Annotated in this window: 21 protein-coding genes; 3 read left to right on the top strand and 18 right to left on the bottom strand. The window is 44.0% G+C overall.

Annotated features, from left to right (window positions below; all coding sequences use genetic code 11):
• Nucleotides 1-81 precede the first annotated feature (81 nt).
• Nucleotides 82-768, bottom strand: a complete 687-nt coding sequence (locus BLS23_RS05435) for a cytidylyltransferase domain-containing protein (protein WP_089651531.1) — start codon at nt 766-768, stop codon at nt 82-84.
• A 96-nt stretch (nt 769-864) separates the two neighbouring features.
• Nucleotides 865-1,848, bottom strand: a complete 984-nt coding sequence (locus BLS23_RS05440; RefSeq protein WP_089651532.1) for a ring-cleaving dioxygenase — start codon at nt 1,846-1,848, stop codon at nt 865-867.
• A 235-nt stretch (nt 1,849-2,083) separates the two neighbouring features.
• Here BLS23_RS05440 and BLS23_RS05445 point away from each other — a divergent pair, with 235 nt between their 5' ends.
• Entirely contained in the window at nt 2,084-3,478 is a 1,395-nt protein-coding gene (locus BLS23_RS05445; RefSeq protein ID WP_089651533.1) for an L-cystine transporter, read from the top strand.
• 41 nt (nt 3,479-3,519) lie between these two features.
• Here the strand turns inward: BLS23_RS05445 and BLS23_RS05450 are convergent, their stop codons facing one another.
• The 7 genes from BLS23_RS05450 to kduD form a co-directional block, all read right to left on the bottom strand.
• Entirely contained in the window at nt 3,520-5,367 is a 1,848-nt protein-coding gene (locus tag BLS23_RS05450) for a gamma-glutamyltransferase family protein (RefSeq protein WP_089651534.1), read from the bottom strand.
• Between the two features lie 13 nt (nt 5,368-5,380).
• Nucleotides 5,381-6,637, bottom strand: coding sequence for a CapA family protein (locus BLS23_RS05455; RefSeq protein WP_089651535.1), 1,257 nt, complete (start codon nt 6,635-6,637; stop codon nt 5,381-5,383).
• A gap of 13 nt (nt 6,638-6,650) precedes the next feature.
• Nucleotides 6,651-7,100, bottom strand: a complete 450-nt coding sequence (pgsC, locus tag BLS23_RS05460) for a poly-gamma-glutamate biosynthesis protein PgsC (RefSeq protein ID WP_089651536.1) — start codon at nt 7,098-7,100, stop codon at nt 6,651-6,653.
• A 43-nt stretch (nt 7,101-7,143) separates the two neighbouring features.
• Complete coding sequence (pgsB, locus tag BLS23_RS05465; protein ID WP_167356020.1) at nt 7,144-8,367, bottom strand: poly-gamma-glutamate synthase PgsB; 1,224 nt, start codon at nt 8,365-8,367, stop codon at nt 7,144-7,146.
• Between the two features lie 312 nt (nt 8,368-8,679).
• Nucleotides 8,680-9,648 (bottom strand): dienelactone hydrolase family protein, encoded by a 969-nt coding sequence (locus BLS23_RS05470; protein ID WP_089651538.1) that lies wholly within the window; start codon nt 9,646-9,648, stop codon nt 8,680-8,682.
• A 91-nt stretch (nt 9,649-9,739) separates the two neighbouring features.
• The gene (gene kduI, locus BLS23_RS05475; protein WP_208599162.1) at nt 9,740-10,573 is read right to left on the bottom strand and encodes a 5-dehydro-4-deoxy-D-glucuronate isomerase; all 834 of its coding nucleotides are present in this window, start codon (nt 10,571-10,573) and stop codon (nt 9,740-9,742) included.
• 55 nt (nt 10,574-10,628) lie between these two features.
• Nucleotides 10,629-11,384, bottom strand: a complete 756-nt coding sequence (kduD, locus tag BLS23_RS05480) for a 2-dehydro-3-deoxy-D-gluconate 5-dehydrogenase KduD (RefSeq protein WP_089651540.1) — start codon at nt 11,382-11,384, stop codon at nt 10,629-10,631.
• 206 nt (nt 11,385-11,590) lie between these two features.
• On the opposite strand from kduD, the gene BLS23_RS05485 reads away from it, so the two are divergent.
• Together BLS23_RS05485 and BLS23_RS05490 are read left to right on the top strand one after the other, a co-directional pair.
• Nucleotides 11,591-12,574 carry a LacI family DNA-binding transcriptional regulator gene (locus BLS23_RS05485; RefSeq protein WP_089651541.1) on the top strand — a complete coding sequence of 328 codons (984 nt, stop codon included), beginning with the start codon at nt 11,591-11,593 and terminating at the stop codon, nt 12,572-12,574.
• Nucleotides 12,575-13,255: a rhamnogalacturonan acetylesterase gene (locus tag BLS23_RS05490; protein WP_089651542.1), complete on the top strand. Its 681-nt coding sequence runs from the start codon at nt 12,575-12,577 to the stop codon at nt 13,253-13,255. It begins immediately after the preceding gene.
• Between the two features lies 1 nt (nt 13,256).
• On the opposite strand, the gene BLS23_RS05495 is transcribed toward BLS23_RS05490, so the two are convergent.
• The 9 genes from BLS23_RS05495 to BLS23_RS05535 all read right to left on the bottom strand — a co-directional run bounded on the left by BLS23_RS05495 (nt 13,257) and on the right by BLS23_RS05535 (nt 24,765).
• Nucleotides 13,257-14,177 carry an AEC family transporter gene (locus BLS23_RS05495; RefSeq protein ID WP_089651543.1) on the bottom strand — a complete coding sequence of 307 codons (921 nt, stop codon included), beginning with the start codon at nt 14,175-14,177 and terminating at the stop codon, nt 13,257-13,259.
• 68 nt (nt 14,178-14,245) lie between these two features.
• Nucleotides 14,246-14,881, bottom strand: a complete 636-nt coding sequence (locus BLS23_RS05500; RefSeq protein ID WP_089651544.1) for a YesL family protein — start codon at nt 14,879-14,881, stop codon at nt 14,246-14,248.
• A gap of 56 nt (nt 14,882-14,937) precedes the next feature.
• Nucleotides 14,938-16,230: a Gfo/Idh/MocA family protein gene (locus BLS23_RS05505; protein ID WP_089651545.1), complete on the bottom strand. Its 1,293-nt coding sequence runs from the start codon at nt 16,228-16,230 to the stop codon at nt 14,938-14,940.
• Nucleotides 16,231-16,261: 31 nt separating this feature from the next.
• Nucleotides 16,262-17,389, bottom strand: coding sequence for a glycoside hydrolase family 88/105 protein (locus BLS23_RS05510; RefSeq protein WP_089651546.1), 1,128 nt, complete (start codon nt 17,387-17,389; stop codon nt 16,262-16,264).
• A 25-nt stretch (nt 17,390-17,414) separates the two neighbouring features.
• A complete protein-coding gene (locus BLS23_RS05515; RefSeq protein WP_089651547.1) occupies nt 17,415-18,257 on the bottom strand; it encodes a carbohydrate ABC transporter permease in 843 nt (280 codons plus the stop codon).
• A gap of 17 nt (nt 18,258-18,274) precedes the next feature.
• On the bottom strand, nt 18,275-19,186 hold the full coding sequence (locus tag BLS23_RS05520; protein WP_089651662.1) for a carbohydrate ABC transporter permease: 912 nt from the start codon (nt 19,184-19,186) through the stop codon (nt 18,275-18,277).
• A 268-nt stretch (nt 19,187-19,454) separates the two neighbouring features.
• Nucleotides 19,455-20,753, bottom strand: a complete 1,299-nt coding sequence (locus tag BLS23_RS05525) for an ABC transporter substrate-binding protein (protein WP_244157106.1) — start codon at nt 20,751-20,753, stop codon at nt 19,455-19,457.
• A 733-nt stretch (nt 20,754-21,486) separates the two neighbouring features.
• Nucleotides 21,487-23,043, bottom strand: coding sequence for a response regulator transcription factor (locus tag BLS23_RS05530; RefSeq protein ID WP_089651549.1), 1,557 nt, complete (start codon nt 23,041-23,043; stop codon nt 21,487-21,489).
• Between the two features lie 6 nt (nt 23,044-23,049).
• Nucleotides 23,050-24,765 carry a cache domain-containing sensor histidine kinase gene (locus tag BLS23_RS05535; RefSeq protein WP_089651550.1) on the bottom strand — a complete coding sequence of 572 codons (1,716 nt, stop codon included), beginning with the start codon at nt 24,763-24,765 and terminating at the stop codon, nt 23,050-23,052.
• Nucleotides 24,766-24,810 lie beyond the last annotated feature (45 nt).

A 24,810-nucleotide genomic window follows, 5' to 3' on the forward strand; every position in this document is an offset into this window, starting at 1 on the left:
TAAAAGAAGCCTCTGGACTTCAAAAGCCCTGGCCTCCACTATCTTACACTATAATCCTTCCGATTGGCTGTTCATTGATTTTCAGCCATTTTCGATAAACGTGAGGACATCTGTCATAGAAAAGGATGGCTTATGGTGGTGGACATGTTCAAAAATCTTCTCCATAAACTTAAAGTTTTCCAACGTATCCACGGACCAGTCATGATGACTGAGGTCTTGATCATGCACAACCTTCCCAACAGCTGCCTCCCCCACTCGTTTCAGTATAAATGGGGTGACCTGTTCAAAGTCATGAGACGAGCTTGCATTCATGTAGGCATCTTTCAAAGCTTCATAAGTAAAGACTTCAACATCCATTCCTTTGGGATAGGTCCTGTGGAGAGTATTTGAAACATACAAGTGCCTAGGATAATGCTGAAGGAACATATCAACCACTTGATCGATGATTACAGGATCCATACAGAGGCCAGTTCCCGACAGTCGAACAATGACATCCGCTTTAAATTTCCGACCGGTTTCATAATATCGGCCAAGCACATCTTTTTCTGAACCACGAAACGTATCCACATTCAACTGATGACACAACTGAACAATTGGATCATCGGTTTCCTTCGTCGATGTACTCACTACAAGTTGATCAATCCTCTTCGCACGCCGTACCCTTTCTATCAGATAGGCCAAAAGCGGTTTTTCATTCACTTTGCTCATGATTATTCCCGGACATGCGGATCCTTCCATCCGCGCCTGTACAATAGCTACAACGTTCATTGTCTCCCCCCTACAATAATCATCTTATGAAAAAAAGAGGAGGATCATTAATCATAGAAAAGCCAAGGCGCAATACTCCAGCACCTTGGCTTTCATTCATTCATATTCTTTTTCTATATCCTTCGTACTTCGAACCGTATCGATTGGACGAACATAATTCTCAATCTCTTCACGCTTCGGTTCAAGCTTCGGCGGCAGAGACAGCTTTTCACCAAGGGTTTCATATGGTTCATCGCCCATGAAGCCCGGCCCGTCTGTTGCCCATTCAAATAAAATGGACGGGGAAACTTTTGCATATAAAGAACCGAAATAGTGGCGATTGACGAACCCTGAGTTCCTTAAGCCGAACTTCGATAAACGTTCGATCCATTCCTCCAACGCTTCTCTGTCTTCCACACGGAAAGCAGCATGGTGGACGGTTCCATATCCCTGACGTGCCGGAGGGAGAATCGCGTTATATTCTACGATGACAGAAGCACCGTTTCCACCTTCCCCCACTTCAAACAAGGTGAACGCTCCTTCTTCATCCACTTCCCTGAAATTCATGACTTTCTCCAGCACTTCCTTGAAGTATTTTTTATTATCGACTCTCACGTACAAGGGGCCGAGACCAGTAATCGCGTACTCCAATGGAACAGGGCCATTCTGCCATGGTGTACCCGGCGCTACTCCATCGTCGTTTTCATCGGATACTAGTTCATAAGCCTGATCATCAAAATCGACGAACGGAAGCACCTTTTTACCAAACCGCTCCTGGATTCCTTTGTGTTTCACTTCCAAGCGGTCAAATCGCTTCACCCAGTAGTCCAATGCCGCGTCGCTCGGTACTCGGAACGATGTTTTCGCGATCTCATTCGTCCCATGCGAGCCTTTCGGAATGCCCGGAAAATCAAAGAAGGTCATATCCGTACCTGGATTTCCCTCATCATCTGCGAAAAATAAATGGTATGTTTCAATATCATCCTGGTTGACCGTCTTTTTGACAAGACGCATCCCTAGGACATATGTGAAAAATTCATAATTCTTCTCTGCACTGCTTGTTATGGCGGTTACATGGTGAATCCCTTTCAATTCATTCATTCGATCGCCTCCCATATATCTATAGCTACATCATAAATATCTCAGTTTCAAGATAAATATAATACATATCCACTTCCATGTCAATTTATTGAGTTCATACAATAACCATCCCGCTCATACCTTCTGTATAGGAAGACACCATTTTCCACCTTAGACCGATCTTAACTCCTAGCTTAAATTCTTCGGTCTGGCGTAAGTTTTTCAGTTTAATAAGTTAAAAGGAGGTAGTATGAACATGGAAACATTTTTCGTTATCGTCAACATCGCTCTTATTTTTGCACTTATTTTTGTCCTCATCCGCATGCAGCAAAAACACGTCTCATTCAGTAAGCGTGTCTTTGCAGGCCTTGGACTAGGGGTCCTCTTAGGTATGTACTTACAGGTCGCCTTTGGAACCGATTCCAGCATCACCGCACAGACAACAGATTGGTACAACATTGCCGGACGTGGGTATGTACGCTTGCTCATGATGATTGTCATCCCGTTAATTATGGTGTCCATCATCCAATCCATCATTAATCTCGAAAAAACATCACAGTTAGGAAAAATCTCACTTTGGATCATCGGTGTCCTCGTAGGAACAACGGCGATTGCAGCGCTTGTGGGAATCGGGAGCTCCTTTTTGTTCGATTTGAATGCAAGTGAAATTGAAGCAGGTCAAGCAGAAGAAAGCCGAGGGTTATATTTAGAAGAACGCCTGACCGATGTTCAGGATATGTCCACACCACAAAAGATTCTCGAATTCATACCAGCGAACCCTTTTCTTGACATGACTGGAGATCGCGCAACGTCTACCATAGCTGTCGTCCTCTTCTCTGCCATCATCGGCATCGCTGTTCTCGGTGTGCGTCGCAAACAGCCGGAACAAGTGGAAATGTTCGTCAAAATCGTAAACTCCTTTTATGCGGTCGTCATGCGGATCGTCACACTTGTCCTCCGTCTCACTCCCATCGGAATTTTAGGACTGATGGCTACCACCGTAGCGAAAACAGATGTAGCCGGAATACTCGAATTAGGGAAATTCGTCCTCGCTTCTTATGTCGCATTAGGTGTGATGTTCATCATCCACCTTGTATTAATCGGAATCTTTGGGTTAAATCCTTTCACATATTTACGAAAAGTATTGCCCGTTTTAAGCTTTGCGTTCACCTCAAGATCTAGTGCCGGAACGATTCCGTTGAATATTTCTGCCCAGAAAAACAGCCTTGGGGTTGAAGAAGGGGTTGCAAACATGTCTGCCTCCTTCGGTGCGACCATCGGTCAAAATGGCTGTGCCGGCATTTATCCAGCCATGCTCGCTGTCATGATCGCCCCTTCTGTAGGGATCGATCCGTTGAGCCCTGGATTCCTCATTCAACTTGTGTTGATTGTGGCTATCAGTTCATTCGGTGTCGCCGGTGTTGGAGGCGGGGCAACATTTGCAGCATTAATCGTGCTCTCTTCCATGAACCTCCCTGTCGCCCTTGCCGGATTGCTCATTTCTGTTGAGCCTTTGATTGATATGGGGCGTACAGCATTGAACGTCAATGGGGCGATGACTTCAGGAACATTGACCTCACGTGTCATGAAGACCTTGAATCTCGAGCGCTACAACGACAGAAAAGCAGTTGAAAAAGATATCGTGGTTTAAGCCAAAAAAGGCCTCTCCAGTTAAGGAGAGGCCTTTTTCATCTATTGTGCTGTACTCACATCATCCATACCATCCTGGTTCCCAATCTGCCATGTTCCTAAACGTCGAGGATCTCCGCCCCCATACATTTGGAGGACATCCCCGTTCGTGCGGATTCCAAGTCCCTGGATGCCGCCATAGAAAACAGGAGAATCATGCTCAATGACAGAGTAGCCTTTCAAATCCCTTAAGCGGGCGATTGGCTGCTGTTCAATCAAGTTTTCAACATGAACGACGTTATCTTCTGTATAAAAACGACTGCGACCGATGGCTTCCTGCAAGGTCAGCTGCTCACCAGTGTCTTCATTCAATCCATATTCGTATTGAATCAAGGTTTGAATCAGCATCGCCGGGATCCTTTTCCCACCAGGGGAACCGATGCCGAGGACCGCTTTTCCGTCTTTTTCGAAAATCATCGGTGAGACGAACGACCGCGGGCGTTTGCCTGGTTCATAGGCGTTCATAGAATCTTCCGCTGTATCGAAATTGTTCATTTGGTGGTTTAAAAAGAAACCATCAATGTACAAACCGGAGCCGAAGAATTTCCCTAATGAGTTGGTCGCGGAAACCATCATCCCGTTCTTATCGACTACGACAAAGTGCGTCGTATTGCGGTGATCGGCTTTCTCACCTGGTGCGGTGTACAGGTCCGCGGAACTTGTCAGTGCACCCTCACCGACAGAAAATTCTTCTTCAAACAACTGATTTGTATATTCTGTAGAAGTCAATTTCTCCTGCTCCACTTCCTCAAATGCAGGATCGCCCAGGGTGTACACTCGATCTGTGTAGACCTTATCGACGATTTTGTTCACAAGGTGGATATAGATATCTTGATATTGTGGATCATTGACAATCTGTTCCATGTTTTCTGGAAGGTTTCCATCCAGAAAAGCAGGCCATCCTCCACCAGGCAGGGCATATTCTTCTTCCAGTACTTCATCCAGGTTAGCTTCCAATTGTTCCAGCATCTTCAATGCCTGAATAACGATGATGCCTGATGTCGGAGAAGATCCGGCATACAAGGTCTGGCCTTTGAATTCTCCTTTTGGTGCAGGACGTTTACCGACTTCATAAGCTTCAAGGTCACCCGGTTGAAAACCGAGCTGACTTGTAAGCGAGTCAGCGATCTCCCCTTCATAGAAAGATTCCGCCCCTTCTCGCTGCAGTTTTTTCAATGTCTCTGCAAGCTCTGCTTGAACAAGGGTATCGTTGATCTGCAGCGGCCGATCTTCGGGGTAAAACATGTTGTAAACGGCCGGGTCTTCATTCCCTGACTGAATGAAACGTCTCGAGTTTTGAAGCTGCTCATTGAAAATTCGTCCGACTTTGATGCCTTCTTCACTATGAGTGACGGCATCTTCAAGCAGCTGATTCCACTCCATTTCATCTCCGTAATCTTCGTAGACTTTGCCCATCCCTTTCACAAAACCAGGCACAGCAATTCCGCGTTGAGGCCGCGCCCCACTTACAGGAGCTGCTTCGCGGTAATCGTACGTGATGGCTCCTTCATCCGGTTCGTGGACAATCATTTGTCCACCCCCGCCAATCCCAGAGCCATAAGGTTCAACGACATTCAGCACAAAGGAGACGGCTATAGCTGCTTCGGCAGCATTCCCTCCCTCGTTAAGCACCTTCATCCCAGCTTCAACTGCGAGAGGATGCACAGCACTGACGCCATATACAAAAGCTTCTTCCTCTGAGGAAGTATCTACTTCAACCGTCTCCTCACGACCTTGGACTTCATAAGGTTCACGGAACTGGTCAAACTCTTCTTCAAAATAAACATTCCATCCAACTAAGCCGACGAAAATGATGCCGGCAAGTATATAGGTCACCTTCAAATCACTCAAACCTGTGAACCTCCTATCCTTCAATGACGCCAGCTTTTTTCAAGTCGACCACGAGTCTGCCGTCTTCCATCCGCCATAGTTCATCGTCCAGTTCTTTCCTAAGTGTCCGGAAAATACGGTAATCGCGGAACGGCTTCAGAATTCCATCTGTCTCTCTCGGTCTCGTATCGGAAATTTGCATAGGTACGAAGGAAAGTTCCGCTCCCCCGTCCTGCAAAAAGTCAAGTTGAGCGAGTGTCGAATCTTTCGTACGCGACCAGCCCTGGTCAAAAACGAAATTTCCGAGACTGTTCATAACGATCGACGTCTTATCTTCACTTTCCGGGTCATCCGGGTCTCTCTCGATATGTACACGAGTGATGGGCTCAAGCACATGAGAGTGGTGGCCGATGATGACATCCGCCCCCATATCGGTCATCAAATACGCAAGCGTTTCCTGTGTATCATTAGAACCGACCTGATATTCATCGCCCCAGTGGGTATGGACCATGACGACGTCCGCCTGTTCTTTCGCTTCACGGATACGGCTTTGCAGCACACCAAGCCCCGCATTCGTCAAAACCCCACCGACGTATTCACTGGCGCTGTATCCTTGAACAAATACATCCGTAAAACCTAGAATGGCTACACTTCTTCCATTCGCATCAAAATAATGAATTTCACCGGCATCGGTCAACGTTTCCTCTTCCTCAAACATCCCCTCAGCAGGATCTAATGCACGGCCGATTCCGAGCAAATCAAGATCAACCTTTTCCATATGTTCCAAAGTTTCTTCTAATGAAAGGTTTCCGTAATCCATGATATGGTTGTTTGCTAGATTGACAGAGTCGAAACCAGCATCCACCAGCGCCTCTTCGGCTCCTTTTTCTGCATACAAATGGATATCCTTATTACGCAGCTCAAAATCTTCCATAACCGATTCGACTTCAGGATCTTCTGCATCAATGACCGGGTTTTCAAAGTTTCCCGTAACATAATCGGACTCTTCAAAATATGGAGTCACATAATCAAATACACGACCAATCGGTTCTCCACTTCTGACAGCGGCATCACGGACGTGACGACCGAGCATCATATCTCCGACCATCGAAATTCTGAAATCCACATCATCGGGTCGTGTATCTTCCGGCATCTCCGGCTTGTCGATCCATTGATGACCAAAGAAAGGCACAGCTAATAGAGCTGCGAGCACCATGGAATGGAGAGGCGCTTTCTTTTTATGCTTCTTCGTCCATACCTTCATCTTATATTTAAGATCTTTTTCTTCCATTGAAAAATCTCCTCTAAATCAAATGGTACGCCGTAATCAATACAAAAGTTGCGAACGCAATAAGGAAAGTGGCACTGAACGTAGGCAGCACTCCCTGCTTTTGTATTGAGTTTGCGATCAATCCGGGCACAATGACTCCGATTCCCCTTAATTCCATGACAGGAAATGGGGTGAGAGGATATAAATAATCCATCGACATCTTCATCAAAACCCCGACGGTCAACATCGCAGCAAATTTACGACGACCGTAAAGAACCGTGAACCTTGATAGAACTTGAGAAACGAGTAAGTATGTAACCAAGCTGATCATTCCAACAGCTAATACGTACATCACTTGATCGAATATCAAAGCTATGTAGCCCGGGACAACCAATCCCGCGGGCACAATCCCTGTTTTCTCTGCATACAACAAACTTAATAAAACACCTATGACAATCGCGATATATAAATCAGTACCGAACACGTGGACTCCAACTCCCTACCATTATTTGTTCGCCTGCAACACCTTACGAGAAAAAGATCGGCTCTCTTCCGACTTCTATAACGTCCCAGCCTGTGTCTTCTCGAGATGAAGGACGGAATTCAAGCTCTTCGACAGCGGCAGCCACTTTCTCACCAGCCCCGACGATGTTTCCGATTCCGTAAATGACACTATCATCAGGAAGCTCTTTCAGATGCTCGACAATAACCTCCGTCGATGCTTTTTCCAAGTTTATGAGATTAAGTGGCCTGATTTTCCCTTCTTCATAGGCTTTCGTAATCGGCCAAACACTTTCTCCCATGACAATCAACCGCTCCATTTCAATATGGGGCAGGACATTTTCCGCGAAATCGATGGTCCGCTCAACTCTGTCACTGCGGCAACTCATGACGATTGTACGCTCCTGATCGGGGTAATCCAACTGTTGGATTCTTTCCCAAATGTTCAACGTTGATGTTGTATCATTCGCGGCAAATCCGTTGAAGAAGTATTTAGGCGCTTCTTCTCTACCGAAACGGTGCACGCGCATCGCTCCCGGATCGACAGGTGCCTGCAGCATTCCCTCAAGCGCGACATCACGATCGATATCCAAAATCTCAGCAACAGCCATTGCAAGGGCCGCATTTTGAGGGAAAATCATGAACGGGAACTTTTGTAAGTACGCTTCATCAATCCAGCTTTCATCCGCAACCACAACTTTTGAGTTCTTGCGGCGCGCGACTTTTTCAAAATACTTCTGATAAGGCGTTTCCGGAATGATGACATATCCGTTTTCCGGAATGGTCGAACCGAAAGCTTCCGCAATATCATCAAGGGTGGGGCCCATCACGTCCATATGGTCTTCAATAACATTGGCAATGATGGTAATACTCGCCTTCACCAGCCTCTCCTGGAAGACCTTCTGATATTCAGGATTCACAGCCATACATTCACTGACAAAAGCATCTGCCCGCCGTTTCACCACTTGTTCCGTAATCCTCATTTGTTCATTAATATTCGGACCTTGCAGACCACGGACAATCGGCTCTTCATCTTCCTGATCCCAATAAAACATCCGCGCTGACGTCCCTGTCGTTTTTCCAACCACTTTCCGCCCGTCATGTTTAAGAATTCCCATCACAAGACGAGTGACCGTCGATTTCCCACGGATCCCATTTACGAGAATCCTAGTAGGGATTTTCTTCAGTCGACGATCAAGCTTATATTTTTCCCAAAGACCTACAACGAGCACAAAAACAAAGAAGATCATCAGGTACGCTAACTCATCCACTAACTTTCACATCCTTATCTAGTTCCAAAGATACCATGAACTCATTCTTTCTAAAACTAACAGATTATTACAACATACGCCAACACTCGGCATAAGTCCTAGTACTCTACCATACCCTAATGCGGAAAATATAATTGGAATTTTCAAAAGAATTTTCGAGAAAATTCTACATAAAGGGTTTCGTCCTCATTTTCTTTTTTATGACGTTTTAAAAAAAAGAAGTCCAGCTTCTACTTATAAGAAGGTGGACTCTTTTCTAAATGGACCGATTACTTAAATTCCTTCATTTCTTTACCTCTCACTCAATCGTTTCTTTAACCATTGACTACTCAACTGCCCGTTCACCTCGTGCCCTCCATCATAAAAGTGCGCAGCCACACGCCCTTCCGCATGAAGTTTTCGATAGACCTTTCTTATCGTTTCCAGCGCATCTCCTGCGTGATCCACAGGAAAACAGTCATCGTTTATACCATGCTCAATAAATAAAGGTCTTGGAGCAATGGCGCTAAGTAAACAAGGAAGTTCTGCTATTTCCAAGATCCCGGGCAAGTAGTTGTCTAAGCAGTGCTCCGTATGGAAGAAGCTCCCCTTAAATGTACTTGCAAATCCGGCTAACACGGTGGCAGAGATTCTTTCATCCACAAGTGCTGTAAGAGCAGCGATCCATCCGCCGCCAGAAAACCCCATTACGCCTATACCTTCTCCTCTAAAGTGAGTAGTGATGACATCCAGAGCCCTCCTCGCTTCAAACACACGCAGGCCGACAAGTGTCTTTCCAGTCATCAAAAGTCTGGACGCAAGTGCGTAACAGGAGTTTTGATTCCCTCCCACTAGATCTTCTTTGAGGCGGCGGTCCGCGAAACCAATCATATCTGGCGCAAAGACTTTGACTCCTTTTCTCACAAGTTGAATGGCAAAATGATTGTGGATGTGGGCAGAATCAGTTTCACCCCCTATCACATCCACGCTTCCATTCCCGTGCCCATGCAAGGCCAAAACGCAGGGGGGTTCTTCATCAGCTGATTTCGGTGTCAGGATATACATAGGTACACGGAGACCTTCTGTAGAAAAAAATTGAACCTTTTCTATTATATAGTCTCCACAATCCACAGGTGCTTTCAACCATTCGATTTTCTCTTCATCCGGAATAGGGAAATCCCCAAGAATTCCTTTGACTTTTGTCACTATTTCTTTGTTAGTCCGTGTGTTTTTTGAGGTCGCTTCGTCATAAACCTTTTGGAGATAATGATCTACTTCCACTCCAATTCCTCCTATGTTGAAATGAGATATAAACACTCGCAATGTAAAGCCGCCACATCCAACGATTCGTTGAATGTGGCGGCTTTTTTCATTATTTCAATTCATCCATTTTCACATGGTCCATATCCGTAAATGTGTAATTTTCGCCTGCCATAGCCCAAATGAATGTATAATTATTTGTTCCAACTCCTGAGTGGATCGACCATGGAGGAGAAAGAACGACCTGTTCATTCTTCACGACCAGGTGACGTGTATCATCCGGCTTACCCATAAAGTGGAACACTCTCGATTCCTCATCCATGTCGAAGTACAAGTAGGCTTCCATTCGTCGGTCATGAACATGTGGCGGCATCGTATTCCACATGTTATTCGGCGCAAGTAATGTCATCCCCATCATGAGTTGACAGCTTTGCAGGCCGTCTTCATGGATATATTTATAAATGGTCCGATTATTTGATTCCGCATCAGACCCGAGCTTCGTCGGTGTCGCTTCTTCAATCGGCAATTTTTTCGTAGGATATTCTTTGTGAGCGGTTGCAGAGGCCAGATAAAAACGAGCGGGTTGAGATGCATCTGCACTATCAAGCTGGACATCTTCGTTTCCACGACCCACATACAAACAGTCTCGCTTATTCAACTCATAGGTTTCCCCGTCAACCGTCACTTTTCCTTTTCCATCTGAAATATTGATGATGCCTACTTCTCTTCGCTCAAGGAAGAATTCCGTTTTCAACGTTTCCGCATCTTCAAGTTTCAATGGTTTAACAGTAGGTACAGCCCCGCCTGTAATGACACGGTCATAATGGGAATAAACCATATTGATTTCCCCTTCAACAAATAACGACTCTACTAGAAAGTCACTTCTCAAACGTTCACCATCATAATTTTTAAAATCCGTCGGGTTTGTCGCATATCGTACTTCCATTTTTATTCTCCTCCCTATTCCAGGTCTATGATTTTAATTAAGTAGAATAATAGATTTAAGAGCTCATCCATCCTCCATCAACGTTCAAAATATGTCCATTCACATAATCTGAAGCATCCGAAGCTAGAAAAACAGCTGCACCTTGCAGGTCTTCCGGGACCCCCCATCTTCCTTGAGGGATTCGTGAAGTGATGTAGGCATTTCTTTCTTCATTTTCCCTGATTGGCGCCGTATTGTCTGTGGCCATGTATCCCGGCGCGATGGCATTTACATTGACGCCTTGACTTCCCCACTCATTCGCAAATGACTTGGTCAGTCCCGCAACGGCATGTTTACTTGCTGTGTACGCCGGAACTTTGAGACCCCCTTGGTAGGAAAGCATGGATGCAATATTAATGATCTTTCCAGATTTATTTTCGAGCATGTGATTTCCGATTTCCCGGCATAATTGAAATACCGCGTGCTGATTAACGTCGATGACATCAAACCAATCCTCATTCGAAAAGTCTTTGGCCTCAGACCTTCTAATAATACCTGCATTATTTACGAGAATATCCACACGCCCCGTAATCGCAATAGCATCCGCAGCCAACTTTTCCGCAGCACCATTTTCACTCAGATCTGAGATCAACTCATGGAAGGTACCACCAACCGACTCGACAGATTCTTTCGTTGATTGCAGCGTTCTCGTTCCGACACCGATCACTTCAGCTCCAGCTTTGGCAAGGCCTACTGAAATGCCTTGTCCCAACCCTCGGCTTGCCCCTGTAACAAGAGCGACTTTACCGTTCAAAGAAAATAGTGAATTCATTAGAATGAAAAACCTCCTCAAGGTTCAATTTCATACTTACTTGCGCTATAATAACAACGTTGTTATTATTGTAAATGTAAAGGCTTTCTTTGTCAACGAAGATCCAAGGAAAGTCGAAGAACATCGAAAGAACCAAGGTTTCTCATTGTTTAACGCTTCATAATTTTTTATAATCATGACAGTCATTCAGAAATGGAGGTCCATCCATGGGAGTTACAATCAAGGATATTGCCAAAGCTGCTGAAGTCAGCTATTCGACGGTTTCTAAGGCGCTTCGGGACAGTCCCCTCGTCAAAGAACCGACGAAACAGAAAATCATAAAAATTGCCGCACAACTTGGTTATCAGCCAAACGTAGCCGCAAGAAGTCTCGTCTCAAAGAAATCCCATACCATCGGGATCGTCTGGCCAACCATTGAACGTGTCACACATTCTGCTTTAATTACGGGTTTGAACAAGCGGTTGGAAGAACTATCCTATACGACTCTGATTTCCATCAACGATATGGAACATGCCATCAATACATTCAACCGATATCAAGTCGATGCCATCGTTGCTTTCGATGAAAGAAATTCACAAGAGCCTGCAAACTCTACCGTCCCGATTATCACCTATGGAATTGCTCATGAAGAATCTCCTTTCCCTACGGTCGATGTCAATCGCAAGCAGGCGGTACGAGCAGCTGTTAACTATCTGACCGAGCATGGCCATGAAGAAATCACATATATCGGCGGGATGACAAAAGTGGACCATCTTCAAGAAGAAAAAGTGAACGGTTTTCTTGAAGCTGTACAGGAAAACGGAATCGCAGCTTCCTCTGTTGTCATTGCTGTCGAGGATTTGGAATCTTACGATGGCTATGAAGCGATGAAAAAGGTGTGTGCGGCACAAGCCGTCCCAACAGCTATCATCAGTGGAAGCCATGACTTGTCTAAAGGAATCCTGAGAGCAGTTCATGAAAAAGGTCTTTCTATCCCTGGCGATGTATCCATCATTAGCTACGACAACATCCCGGCGACAGAAAGTTTCGAGGTTCCCCTATCCACGGTAGGTGTCCCCCTCCACACCATTACAGAAAAACTGGCCGATGTTGTCATGCGTTTAATTAGTGAAGAAAAAGTCGAACAAAACATTTACTTGGAACCCGAATTAAAGATTACCGAATCTTGTCAAACACGGAGGAGATCCTAGATGAAACAACCGACTATTTTTTTGACAGGCGACTCAACAATGGCGGATTATCCCCCTTCTTCCCACCCTCAAATGGGGTGGGGCCAGAAGCTTCCTTCCTACTTCACAGATGAAGTGACCATTATGAATAAAGCTGTAAACGGAAGAAGCTCGAAAAGTTTTCTGTCTGAAGGCCGGCTACAGGAAATAAACGCCTCCTTAACAGAAGGAGACTACCTTTTCATTCAATTCGGACACAATGACAGCAAACCGGACGAACACCGGCAGACGGATCCATACACAACGTATCAGGAAAATTTAAAGACCTATATAGAAGCGGCGCGTTCTAAAGGAGCCACACCTGTACTTCTGACACCGATCCAACGACGAAAGTTCCTGGATGAACATACCCTTGAACCAACACACGGCCATTTTTCCGAAGCGATGAGAGAAGTAGCGGACAGTCACTCTGTCATGCTGATCGACATGACCACCCAAACAACCACCCTCCTACTAGAGCTTGGTCCCGAACGTTCCAAAGAACTTTTCATGTGGTTAAGCCCGGGATACTCCCTGAACTTCCCTGAAGGAGCAAGAGATGATACTCATCTTAATGAAAGCGGAGCTCAAAAAGTGGCAGGTCTCGTGTGCGAGTCACTGGTTGAGCAAAACTCGCCCCTCAAGCAATGGATACGTATCTAATTCAAAACAACACTTGGGAGAAGTAAATCGTAAGCGTCACCGTAATCATACTGAAAACAGTGGAAGCCAAAACAATTTGGGCGGCAAGCTCTGGTTCATTGCGATACTCCTGCGCGATGATCGCACTGTTCACAGAGCTTGGCATGCCTGAGGAAATCAATAAGGCTTGAGCAAGTAAACCTTCAAAACCCAACCCCCAAATAATAAGAAAAGCGAGCGCCGGCCCCAAAATAAGACGGATGGACAGGCTTATGTATACGACAAGCAATTTGAACTTAAAAGTCAGCTGAGCCACCTGTGCTCCAAGCGTAATTAAAGCAATCCCTACCATGGCATCCGCCACATATTCTCCCGGTTTGAGTAAAAACTCAGGTACATCCACATTTCCAATGTTCAGTAGTACTCCAAGCGTCATCGCGTAAATCGCAGGCATTTTCAACAATCCAACCAACGCCCGCAGTCGCCCCTCCTCTACAGCCCTCAACGAAAAAATCCCGAATGTGTAAGAAAAGACATTTTGCAGCGTCATAACAATGACTTGAACCGTTGCAGCGAAAGGGTCCTGCTTGAATGCCAAATCATTCACAGGTATACCATAATTTCCAGAGTTGTATAGAACGACGCTGTTCGTAAATACACCCCGCACTCCTTTATTGAATTGGAACACTCTGGATACGAGTTGGACGATGATAAAAAGTGCACATATGAAAAGAGAAAAGAAGAGAACGACTTTTCCTAACAAATCGATAGAAAAAGAAGATTCATAGAGATTGATAAGAACGAATCCAGGACTTAAAAAATAGATATTCAATTTCGCCAACGTAAACAAATCAAGCTTGAAGGCTTTATGCATCCCCGCACCAACGCCTATTAAAATAAAGACCGGGACAATGATATTCAAAAATATAAAAAGAATTTCCATGGGTCATCCCCCTATTCCTACAAATAAATAGGACCCCTTAAACAAGGGGCCAAAAGATGGTTCGTTTATTAAGCAGCCTGGCTTTCCACTTTGATTTCTTCGATATTCTCAAAGCATTTCAATCCAATCCACATATTCAAATGAGCGAAAATCGTAAAGCCGAAGATTGGTATGAAACCAGGGAAACTAATGAAAAAGTAGTACGTACACAAGCCTGTAACAACCATTAAAATTAAATTCCCAGGTTTCAGGAACCCTATGAGCAATGCTTGTTTAATAGATTCGATTACCTTTAGCTTATAATGAACGAATACAGGAAGAATGTACATAAGAAGAATGATATACGTCAGGCAGCAAATGAGCGCAATTGTCGCAAGCACCTCATAGATCACTCCATCGAATTGACGGAAAAAGTGTAAATCATAGAAACAGACGACACCTATGAAAGTCAGAAGAAGAGCCAGACCGTTCGCACGAAAGAATTCTTTCTTGAACGTGTTCCAGAAAGTTTTTGTGATTTTTATATCGCTCTCTCCATGAGCCGCTTTTCTCGTAACGGTATATAATGCGATTGTACTCGGAGCGATCCCGAAAAGGACACCACCAAGCAGTGTGCAGCCGATCCATAACAGATTCAGCAAAGCGAAGTGAGTCACCCAGTTGCATAACGCAAGAACTCCTGAAAGTAAACGTCCTCCATTCATCGTGAAAACCTCCTTGGAATTGGTCTTCTTCTGAGACCTTTTCTTAGATGCTCGACTTATCCGCTATAAGTCGGCTGATGAAATAAATCCTCAATCTGAATCGCCTGTTTTTCTTTGACAGATTTCCACACAGCTTCTCCTGTCGTTACAGCATAAGCCCCGTCTTCACTCCCTGAGAGTACTTGATAAGGACGAGCGGGGTCTTCTCCCATAAAAATATCTTCCTGTATAATAGGGTCTCCCCCTCCGTGGCCGCCCTCCTGCTTCAGGACGTGGATCGTTTCTTTTGATCCGAACAAAGGGAAATACTCGATCGTCTGCTCTGGAACAGGGAATGGCACCCGTGAAGGCGCGTGCCATTCCGTCGTTTCAATTCGCCCTTCTGTCCCATTGATGGCAAGTCTGTAGCCTTCATATGGAAGTGAAAAGTTAATGGAATAACTCAACAAGGCTCCCTGATCATAACGGACAGTCGCGGTGTACGTATCTTCGATTTCAATATCCGAATCAAACACACACTGGTCAGGACGATAGTTGGTGTATCCATCTTTTCTCGCTTCGTCCGAATCAATATGGTCATCTTTCACGACCGCACTGTTACTCCTTGAATTCCACCTTGTGTAGTACGGGCATTCATGTTTAACCTCACAAGTTTTGCAATGACGCCCATCTTCCTTCACCGGGTTATGGACACTTTCAGACCCATAGTAATTGAGTGCGCCAAAAGCAAAAACTTCGACAGGCTTCTGATTCAGCCACCAGTTGACCAGATCAAAATGGTGGGAAGACTTATGGATCGATAATCCACCGGAATGTTCTCTATTCCGGTTCCAACGCTGGAAATAGCTTGACCCATGGTAGGTATCGATGTACCAGTTCAGATCAACCGAGGTCACTCGGCCGACCTTACCTGATAATACCAATTCTTTAATTTTCATATGATACGGGCTGTAACGATAATTGAATGTGACCGTCACTTTCCCTTTACTTTTCTTCTCTGCTTCCACGACACGATGACTGTCATGGGCTGTCGTGGTCATCGGCTTTTCTGTAATCACATCGATGTCCTTTTCTAATGCTTTCAAAATATATTCCACATGCGTATCATCCCGGCTAGCGACGATGATCGTATCAGGTTTTGTTTCTGATACCATCCGATCGAATGCTTCTTCATTATACTCCGGAACGTTGGCGATTTTAGGAAAAGTAGATTTACAGACAGCGAAACGTTTCGGATCGTTATCCAAAAGCCCGACAAGTTCACTTGTAGCGGCGAACGTATCAATCATTGGCTGGATAAACATATCGTTCGCCCTTTTACTCACTCCGCAAACAGCAAATTTCCTCATGCTTTCAACTCCAATTTCAAGCAGATTTATCTTATAACTCAGGGATTAAGTGCTGCATTTCAATACTGCACAGAACAAACGATCCAACCCCATGAAGGTCGTTTGCTGTTTTCGGTCTGTTGATGTAGTGCTCATAGTCTCCGACGCCTGTCCCGATACAAATTTCCGGCATGATAAAATGCCCTTCTTCATTGAATTCCATTCTCTCCAAAAGACCTCGATAGCCCTTAATTGCTTGCTCTTTATAGCTCTCATCTAAATGACCATTCCGGATGGCTCGTGCAATGGTATAAATAAACAAAGCTGAGCAGGACGTTTCAATCCAGTTGTCACTACGATCCGTTTTATCGACCACTTGATACCAAAGGCCGGTTTTTTCATCCTGATATTGCACAAGACTTTCAGCAAGGTTCTTAAGGGCAGTCTCAAGCTCTGCTCTCGATTCATGTGCTTCAGGTAAAAAGTCCAGAATTTCGTTATAAGTGATGCCGTACCAGCCGATCGCTCTTCCCCAGAATTCAGGAGATTTCCCTGTTTCAGAATCGGCCCATGGCTGGACTTTACTTTCATCCCATGCGTGATGATAAAGGCCTGTTTCATGATCAAGCGTGTGCTTTCTCATCAACCGCTCCTGCTCAAGCACCATATCCATGAGTTCAGGTTCGTTATAAGCTTTCGCATAGTTCATCGCAAACACACCGCCCATGTACAATCCATCGAGCCACATTTGGTATGGATAGCCATCCTTATGCCAAAAGCCTCCATCAGATGTCCGGTTTAATGTCGGAAACATGCGGCGTAATTTTTGGGCAGCAACTCTGTATCTTGTGTCCTCCTCTTTATACCTTTCATCCAGTTCAAATAATAATAGCCCTGCTTGAATGGCATCCAGTTCTTTACGATTCCAGAGGAAGTTGCCGTTTTCATCGATATTGTGATCGACATAACCTTTAATGTAAGTCAGGTAATCATCCCCGCCTACAATCTCCTTCAGCTGGCGCATACTCTCTAAAAATACCCCCTGATGGTAGTGCCACCTTCCATCAGGCGGAAGCTCTGAAGGGTCGAACGTTGTCATAAGGGAGTCACATGCCGCTTTTCCCCATTCGAGAGGGGTGGTTAATTTCTTACGTGCTGCTGTTTGTTGATTTGATACCATAGAAGATCTCTCCTTTAAAATGAGTTTAAGCTTTCATACCTGTAGAACTGATTCCGTCAACGATATAACGCTGGAAGACAAAGAAAATGATGAAAATCGGTAAAATACTCAACGTCGACATTGCAAACATCGCACCCCAGTTTGTCACGGAGTTCGGATCAGAGAAAAGTTTCAAGGCAAGGGAAACCGGGTATTTCTCTGGTGTAGACAAATAAATGAGCGGTCCCATAAAATCGTCCCATCTCCAATAAAACGAGAAGATCGCTGAAGTCATCATCGCTGGTATGATCAACGGTACGATGATCCTGAAAAAGATATCGAACGTGTTACAGCCATCGATCTTCGCTGCTTCATCCAGCTCCATCGGGATGGTCCGGATGAACTGCATGATCAGGAAGATGAAAAACGGTATCCCGAAAAAGGTCGGTAAGATGAGTGGTAGATAGGTATCGATCCATCCGAACTTGTTGAACATGATATATTGAGGGATCATGACCATTTCGAACGGCAGCATCATCGTAAGCATCATCGCAACGAACCAGATTTTCTTCCCTGCAAACTTAATGCGGGCAAAACCATAAGCGATAAACGTTGAAGAAATAATACTACCTACAGTCGCAATAACGGTAATAATTGTGGAGTTCCAAAAGAACGTCCCGAACGTAATGCCTGCGAAGCCGTTCCAACCATCAATGTAGTTGGCAAAATGCCATTCACTCGGAATCAACGAGTGAGAGTTGACGAATACATTTTCACTCTTTTTCAATGAACTGCTGACCATCCAGACAAGCGGATAGATCATCATTAATGCGAAACTCCCCATCAGCACATGCTGTATGGTCTTTTTCGTAATTCTTTTTTTCTTCATCACGCCCGCTCCTTTCTTTACTTCGCATCCGATTCATAGTGAACCCAATGTTCAGAACTCTTGAAGATCAATGCTGTAAATATAGCGATAATGACCAGCATCACCCATGCCATCGCTGATGCGTAACCCATATCGAAGTACTCAAAAGCCCGCTGATACATATAAAGGACATACAATAGTGTACTGTTCACTGGGCCACCGTTCGTTACGACGAAACTAGGAGTAAAGGCCATGAAACCTTGAATAACCTGCATGATTGTGTTGAACAGAATGACCGGAGTCAATAATGGAATGGTAATGATGAAGAACTGACGAATCGGTCCTGCACCATCGACACTTGATGCCTCATAGAATGTTTTCGGAATGTTTCTGAGCCCTGCAAGAAAAATCAACATCGATGACCCAAACTGCCAGCCATACAATACAATAAGTGTCCAAATCGCTGTATCCGGATCCCCTAGCCACGAGTGTGTCGGTAAACCAAGGGTTGCAAGAATAGAGTTGAAAGCCCCATCGTTTCCGAACAATTGACGCCACATGATAGAGACGGCAATACTTCCACCTACGACAGACGGAAGATAAAGAAGAGTTCGGTACAACCCGACCATTTCCACCACTTTATTCAAAGCCAGGGCGACTAGAAGAGCGAAGACCAATCGAATGGGAACAGCTACTCCAGCATAGAAGAATGTCACTTTCATAGACTTCCAGAACGTTGGATCCTCTGTGAACATTCTTTGGTAGTTATCTAGACCGATCCAATTCGGCGTCCCCATTAAGTCAAAGTCCGTAAAAGATAGATACAGGGAATAAAGAATTGGGAACAAAGTCAACGAAAATAGTCCGATTAGAAAAGGAGATATAAACGCATATCCTGTTACGTTTTGATTTCCTGTATTTAATTTTTTATTTGGTGGTACGGGTTTCATCTTTTTCTTTTTCGGCTTTTTCGCCGGGTGCTGAGGTTCTACCGTTTCATGGATTTCTTCTTTTTTCTTAGGAATCAACGCACTCACCTCTTTCACTTTCATAGATTTGTTTACTAGAAACCATCGTTTGCATGGCGGATAACGACCTGACAAGACCCCACCACATAAAACTGAAGAGTCTTGGCCGGCCGCCCGCTCCTAGTGTCCTTATTTTATAAAGAAGAAGATGGCCCTATTTAGAAAGGAACAGGACCATCTTCCCTAGTTATTACCTGCTCATGATCCTTTCTACCGTAGATCTGAACTGTTCGGCTCCTTCTTCAGCGGAAAGCTCACCATACATGACGAGTTCGTCAATCTTGGTCAATTCTGCCAGGATCTCAGAAGATTCCGGTGGGAAGTTTGAGTCGATTGGTGAACTGTTTTCCGTCACCAGCTCAATGTAGTCAAACACTTTCTGATCAGTCTCACTCAAATCAGCAGAAAGTTCACTTCGAATCTCTTCTTTGATTGGTACACCCCGGTCAGAACCACCGATCTTGTACACTTCAATATTATTAACAAAGAAGTCGATGAAACGAGCCGCTTCTTCTTTATGCTCAGAATTTTCACTGATTGACCAAAGCATTGCAGGCTTCAAGTACATGCCTTGACTGTTGTTCTCCCCAGGTAGGAGGGTCATTCCGATCGGTTTATCGCCCGCTGCACTATCAAGCGCAGTCGCCTGATTGGACCATCGGAAATCAAAAGCAGCTTCCCCACGTACAATCAACTCATCCTCAACACCTTTAATTTGCTGAATGGTGTCATAGTTAGGGATAGCCCCTTTTTCTTCTAGTTCCAAGTTCCTTTCAAAATAATCAACGAGGAGTTGATCGTCCTCATATCCTAGAGCTGTACCGTCTTCATTGAACAACGTTTTCCCTTGCTCTCTAAGATAATATTCAAACAAGTTTTTCGGTTCCATTAGGCGGGCACCATATTCACCTGTCGCTTCACTAATGGCTGTTGTATATTCTTCATAATCTTCCCAAGTCCACTGACCGTCAGAAACATCGACTCCAGCTTCATCCAACATGTCCTTATTGTAGAAAGCAGTCAAAGCATTCGTTCCTGTTGGAATACCAAGTAGCTTGCCATTCTTTTTACCAGACTCCATGATTGTGTCGCTTACACCTTCGACATCGATGGAACCATCTTCAACAAATGGCGTGAGGTCAGCGAGCAATTCCTTATCGGCATATTGGTTCAAGTATTCACCGAAGTTTTGCTGCATGATATCAGGAAGGTTGTTTCCTGATGCCTGTGCGGCCATCTTTTCAAAATACCCGTCGAAACCTGTAAATTCTGATTCAATTTTGATATCAGGGTTTTCTTCTTCAAATGCCTTTATAATCTCTTGTGTTTGGTCATGTCGGCTTTGTGAACCCCACCAGGTCATCCTCAATGTCGTTACATCACTGTCGCCATCACTGTCTTCCCCGGATGCCTGATCCGAGTTCGAACAGGCGGCCAGAACACTTGCTAACACCAATGCCATCAAACTGAAAATCAAAAACTTTTTCATCAATTTCAAAAGACCTCCCCCTTAATATTTGAAAGCGCTTTCCTTTGCATGTATCTATCATAAGATGAATAACTTTCCTAATAAATAAAATTTTCAGATATCTATGTAGAAAAAACAGACTTGTACAAAAAACAGGAATAATCCTGTCGCCTCCTCTCCTATCCAATCAAACATAAGCATCCTATTCTTGAAGACTCAGTTTCGAGGCTTTTGTTGAGTGGGTGGGGCTGCGGGGAATAGCTCGCTTTCCGTGGGAGCGCGGTGAGCCTCCTCGGACTGCGTCCTGCTGGGTCTCACCAAGCACTTTTTTCCCACATGAGTGTCGCCATTCCCCTTCGCCTCTTGCCGTAAGGGTTTCTCGAAACTACCTTCCAGTAAGAAGAGCTTTTATGGTTAAGAATACTCTATCAACGCGGCTTAACTGGATTTTACATCAGAGCTAGACAAGTACTGAGAGATTTCGAGAACCTCATTTGTAAAGGGGCGGAGGGAAACGGTGAGACTCCTATGAGGTGTGCGGGCCAGCTGAGACCCCGCAAGGCGTAACCTGAGGAGGCTCAGCGCCCGCCCCATGGAAAGCGAACCTTTTCACGCAGCCCCTAAAACCGCACAAAAATCTCGAAATCGAGTCTTCAAAAATACTGCCATTTACTTTAATAACTATTAATTAAAGTCTTCATTACTAAATCCAAAACATATAAAAAAACTTATAGAACGATAGTCTATAAGTTTTTCATTTCTGTTTTTCTTGAATATAGTTTGTCGGAGTCATCCCTGTATGTTTTTTGAAAACCTGTCCAAAATACCTCGGATTGTTACCAAAACCTACGGCTTCTGCGATATTTGATATTTTCGCATGCTCTTCCTGGTTGATAAGATCGACAGCCTTTTCCATGCGGCGGTGAACGAGAAAGGTTGAGAAACGCTCTCCCTTTTCTTTTTTAAAAAGCTTCCCTAAGTAATCGGAATTCATATAAAGAACGTCTGATGCGATGGAGGATAGTGTGAGTTCCTCATCAGATAAGTGTTTTTCTACATATTCAATCACACGGTTGATGATATTACTTTGCGTCTGCTTCGTCCGATCGTAGTGATGTTCAGCGATCTCAAAAGCAACCTTCTCCAAAAATTGCTTCAGCTCTTGGAACTTATCATATTCCTGGAATAGGAGGACTTGTTTGAAATAGTCATCCATTTTTTCACGATCCGCCTGACGAATGATGGACATGAACAATTCAAGGCAATGAGATTTTAGTAGGCTGACTTCATATTTCTCCTGCCATACTTCCTTAAAGAACTCTTCAAGATTTTGTTGGACAAGCGATTCATTTCCACTTCGTATAGCAAAAATCAAATTTTCATGATCATATTGTAATTCTTTCATACCTGTATGGTCTTTCTTAATATCCTGCATCGTAATGATGCTTCCACCTGATACGTAAAAACGCTGGGTCAGACAGTAAAGGGTGTCATTATACAATTCCCTCAATTGGCTGATGCTTCCCAGGTCACTGATAGCGACTGTATACTCTTTCGGATAAAAATCAGAGAAAGACTGCTTGGCCGCTTTTATTTTTTCAATAATCCTGTCACGGGACTTCCGTTCGACCAAGATGACAATCTTATCCCCGATCGTAGTTTCAAGCGGGATGTGCTCCTCTCCCATCTCTTCAACCATTACTTTCTTTAAGGCCAGGACATGTTCGTATTCATAAGGAGGATCCATCTCTGCCACCACAAGATAAAATTCTTTTGAATCGGTGTCTATTTCAAAAAGACGGCTGTAATACTCCCAATCTTGCACCCCGTACTTTTTGTTTGTAATAAACTCCTTCAAGAACTGCTCTTTCGCTTTTGGCATGACTTTCTTCAAATGATCCTGCATACTCTCGAGAAAAGCTTCTTTCTCTTCTTTTTCATTTAGGTCTGCAACCACTTCTTTTAATGATTTTTCAATTTTTTGTTCGTTGCTTGGCTTCAAAAGGTAATGTTTAACGTTACATTCCATTGCCGTTTTGGCAAATTCAAATTCATCATGACCTGATAAGACAATAAACCGGATTTCAGGATGAATTTCGTGGACTTTCCTGATCAGCTGCACTCCATTAAGACCAGGCATTTTAATATCCGTAATGACGATATCCGGCTTTTGTTCCATAATCATATCGAAAGCCATCTGACCATGGTGGGCCTTCGACTCAAGCTTTGTGCCACAGGCCGCCCAATCAACGATCATGGCGATTCCTTCAAGGATATTGATTTCATCATCGACCAATAGAACATTGTACACTTTCCCTCACCCCGTTATATAAGGTAATCGAATCCTTACTGTTGTTCCTCTGCCTACTTCACTTTCGATCGTAATCCCATACTCTTCTCCGAACATCATTTTGATCCTCTCATGAATGTTATTCAGACCGATCCCGGAGCTCTTCGATCGTACATCCCCCTGATAAATGCCATCAAGGAGACTCTTTTCAATCCCCGGACCATTGTCACTCACCTTAATTTCCAAGTTACCCTCGGTTTCAGAGATGTCCAAATGAATGCGGCACTCATCAATCATTTCTTCCAACCCGTGTTGAATCGCATTTTCGACAATAGGTTGGATGGATAGTTTTGGAATTTCCCCCATTTCATAATCCTCTAAGTTCGAAAGTGTAAAATTCAACCTATGATCATACCTGTATTTTTGAATGGTGATGTAGTTGCGTACAATATCCAATTCTTCTTTAATTGTTATCATTGGATCCTTTTTGCTAATGATATTTCGCATCATATTTCCAAGGGCATCCGCCATAACCGATATTTTTTCCTGTTTCTGCATTTTCGCGAGCCAGTTGATGGAATCGAGCGTATTGTATAAAAAGTGGGGATTGATTTGCGCCTGGAGCGCTTTGTACTCTGTTTCTTGAATCATCAATTGTTTTGTATAATTTTCCTTGATGAGCTCATTGATTCGATTGAGCATCAACTGAAAATTGTCATGCAGTTCCCCTACTTCATCATTGTGATATTTGTTTTTAAGAGATTCACTGAAATCTCCTTCCTCTACCCTTTTCATTTGTGAAGATAAGGCTTCCAGCGGCTTGGAGATGTTTTTAGCCGCCCGCTGGCTTAATAAAATGGTCAGCGACAGCATCAGGACAAAGCAAATAATCATAATAATTTTTATCGCTGTTGTTTGCTTTTTCACGTCACCATAAGGTAGTAAATGATGATACGTCAGTTGAGAAAAACCTGAGTGCGCATATGTCAGCAGGTATTCCTTCCCATCTATTGGAGTCGTCATGTAACCGCTGCCATTTCCTTCAACAGCAAAGTCTTTCATTTCCCAGTTGCTCGTATCACTTTGATAAAAGATTTCATGATTACTTGTAATGACCATTTCTTTATTGTCAGGTGAAAAATTGAGCGTTTCCTCGACAAAGGTGTCCATGTCAATCGAAATGATCAGGGTACCGATATTATTGAGGCTCAGGTTTTCTTTGCTCCTAATCGTCCGGGCGGCAGAAATCCCGTTCTTCCCTTCTATCTTCGTCCAAACGTTCGAGCCATTCGTTTCGGACAACACCCTTTTGATTTTCCCTTCATCATTCTCGAGAGATGTATCAAATCCTGTCGTATGCTTTTCGCCATGCAAATCGATGATCTGCATTGATGCTATGTACTTTCTTGTGGAGGCATAATGAAGCAATCGTTCCAACAGTCTGGTTTTTGTGTCATAAGACTCGAAACTGAAACGATTTTCATTGATTTTTTTTAAGTAATTCTGCACAAAAGTGTCCGTACTTACTTGAAATGAAAGCTCTTCAATCAAATTCAATTCCTTATCAACAATTGATGAAGATAATTGAAGCATATCAGCCGACTCTTCATAAATCCTTTTTTCATACAACGAAGTGAAGTATTGAAAGGTAATCAGACCTAATATACCGAAAATCATCAATAACAAAAGAGAGACGGAGAATATTTTGTTTTTAATTCTGAAGTTGCTGTAAAATGGCTTCAAATCCGTCCCCCCTCTTGTTTTTTAACTCGAATTATATCACAATTC

This window comes from Halobacillus aidingensis, from assembly GCF_900104185.1.
GTDB classification, from domain to species: Bacteria; Bacillota; Bacilli; order Bacillales; family Halobacillaceae; genus Halobacillus; species Halobacillus aidingensis.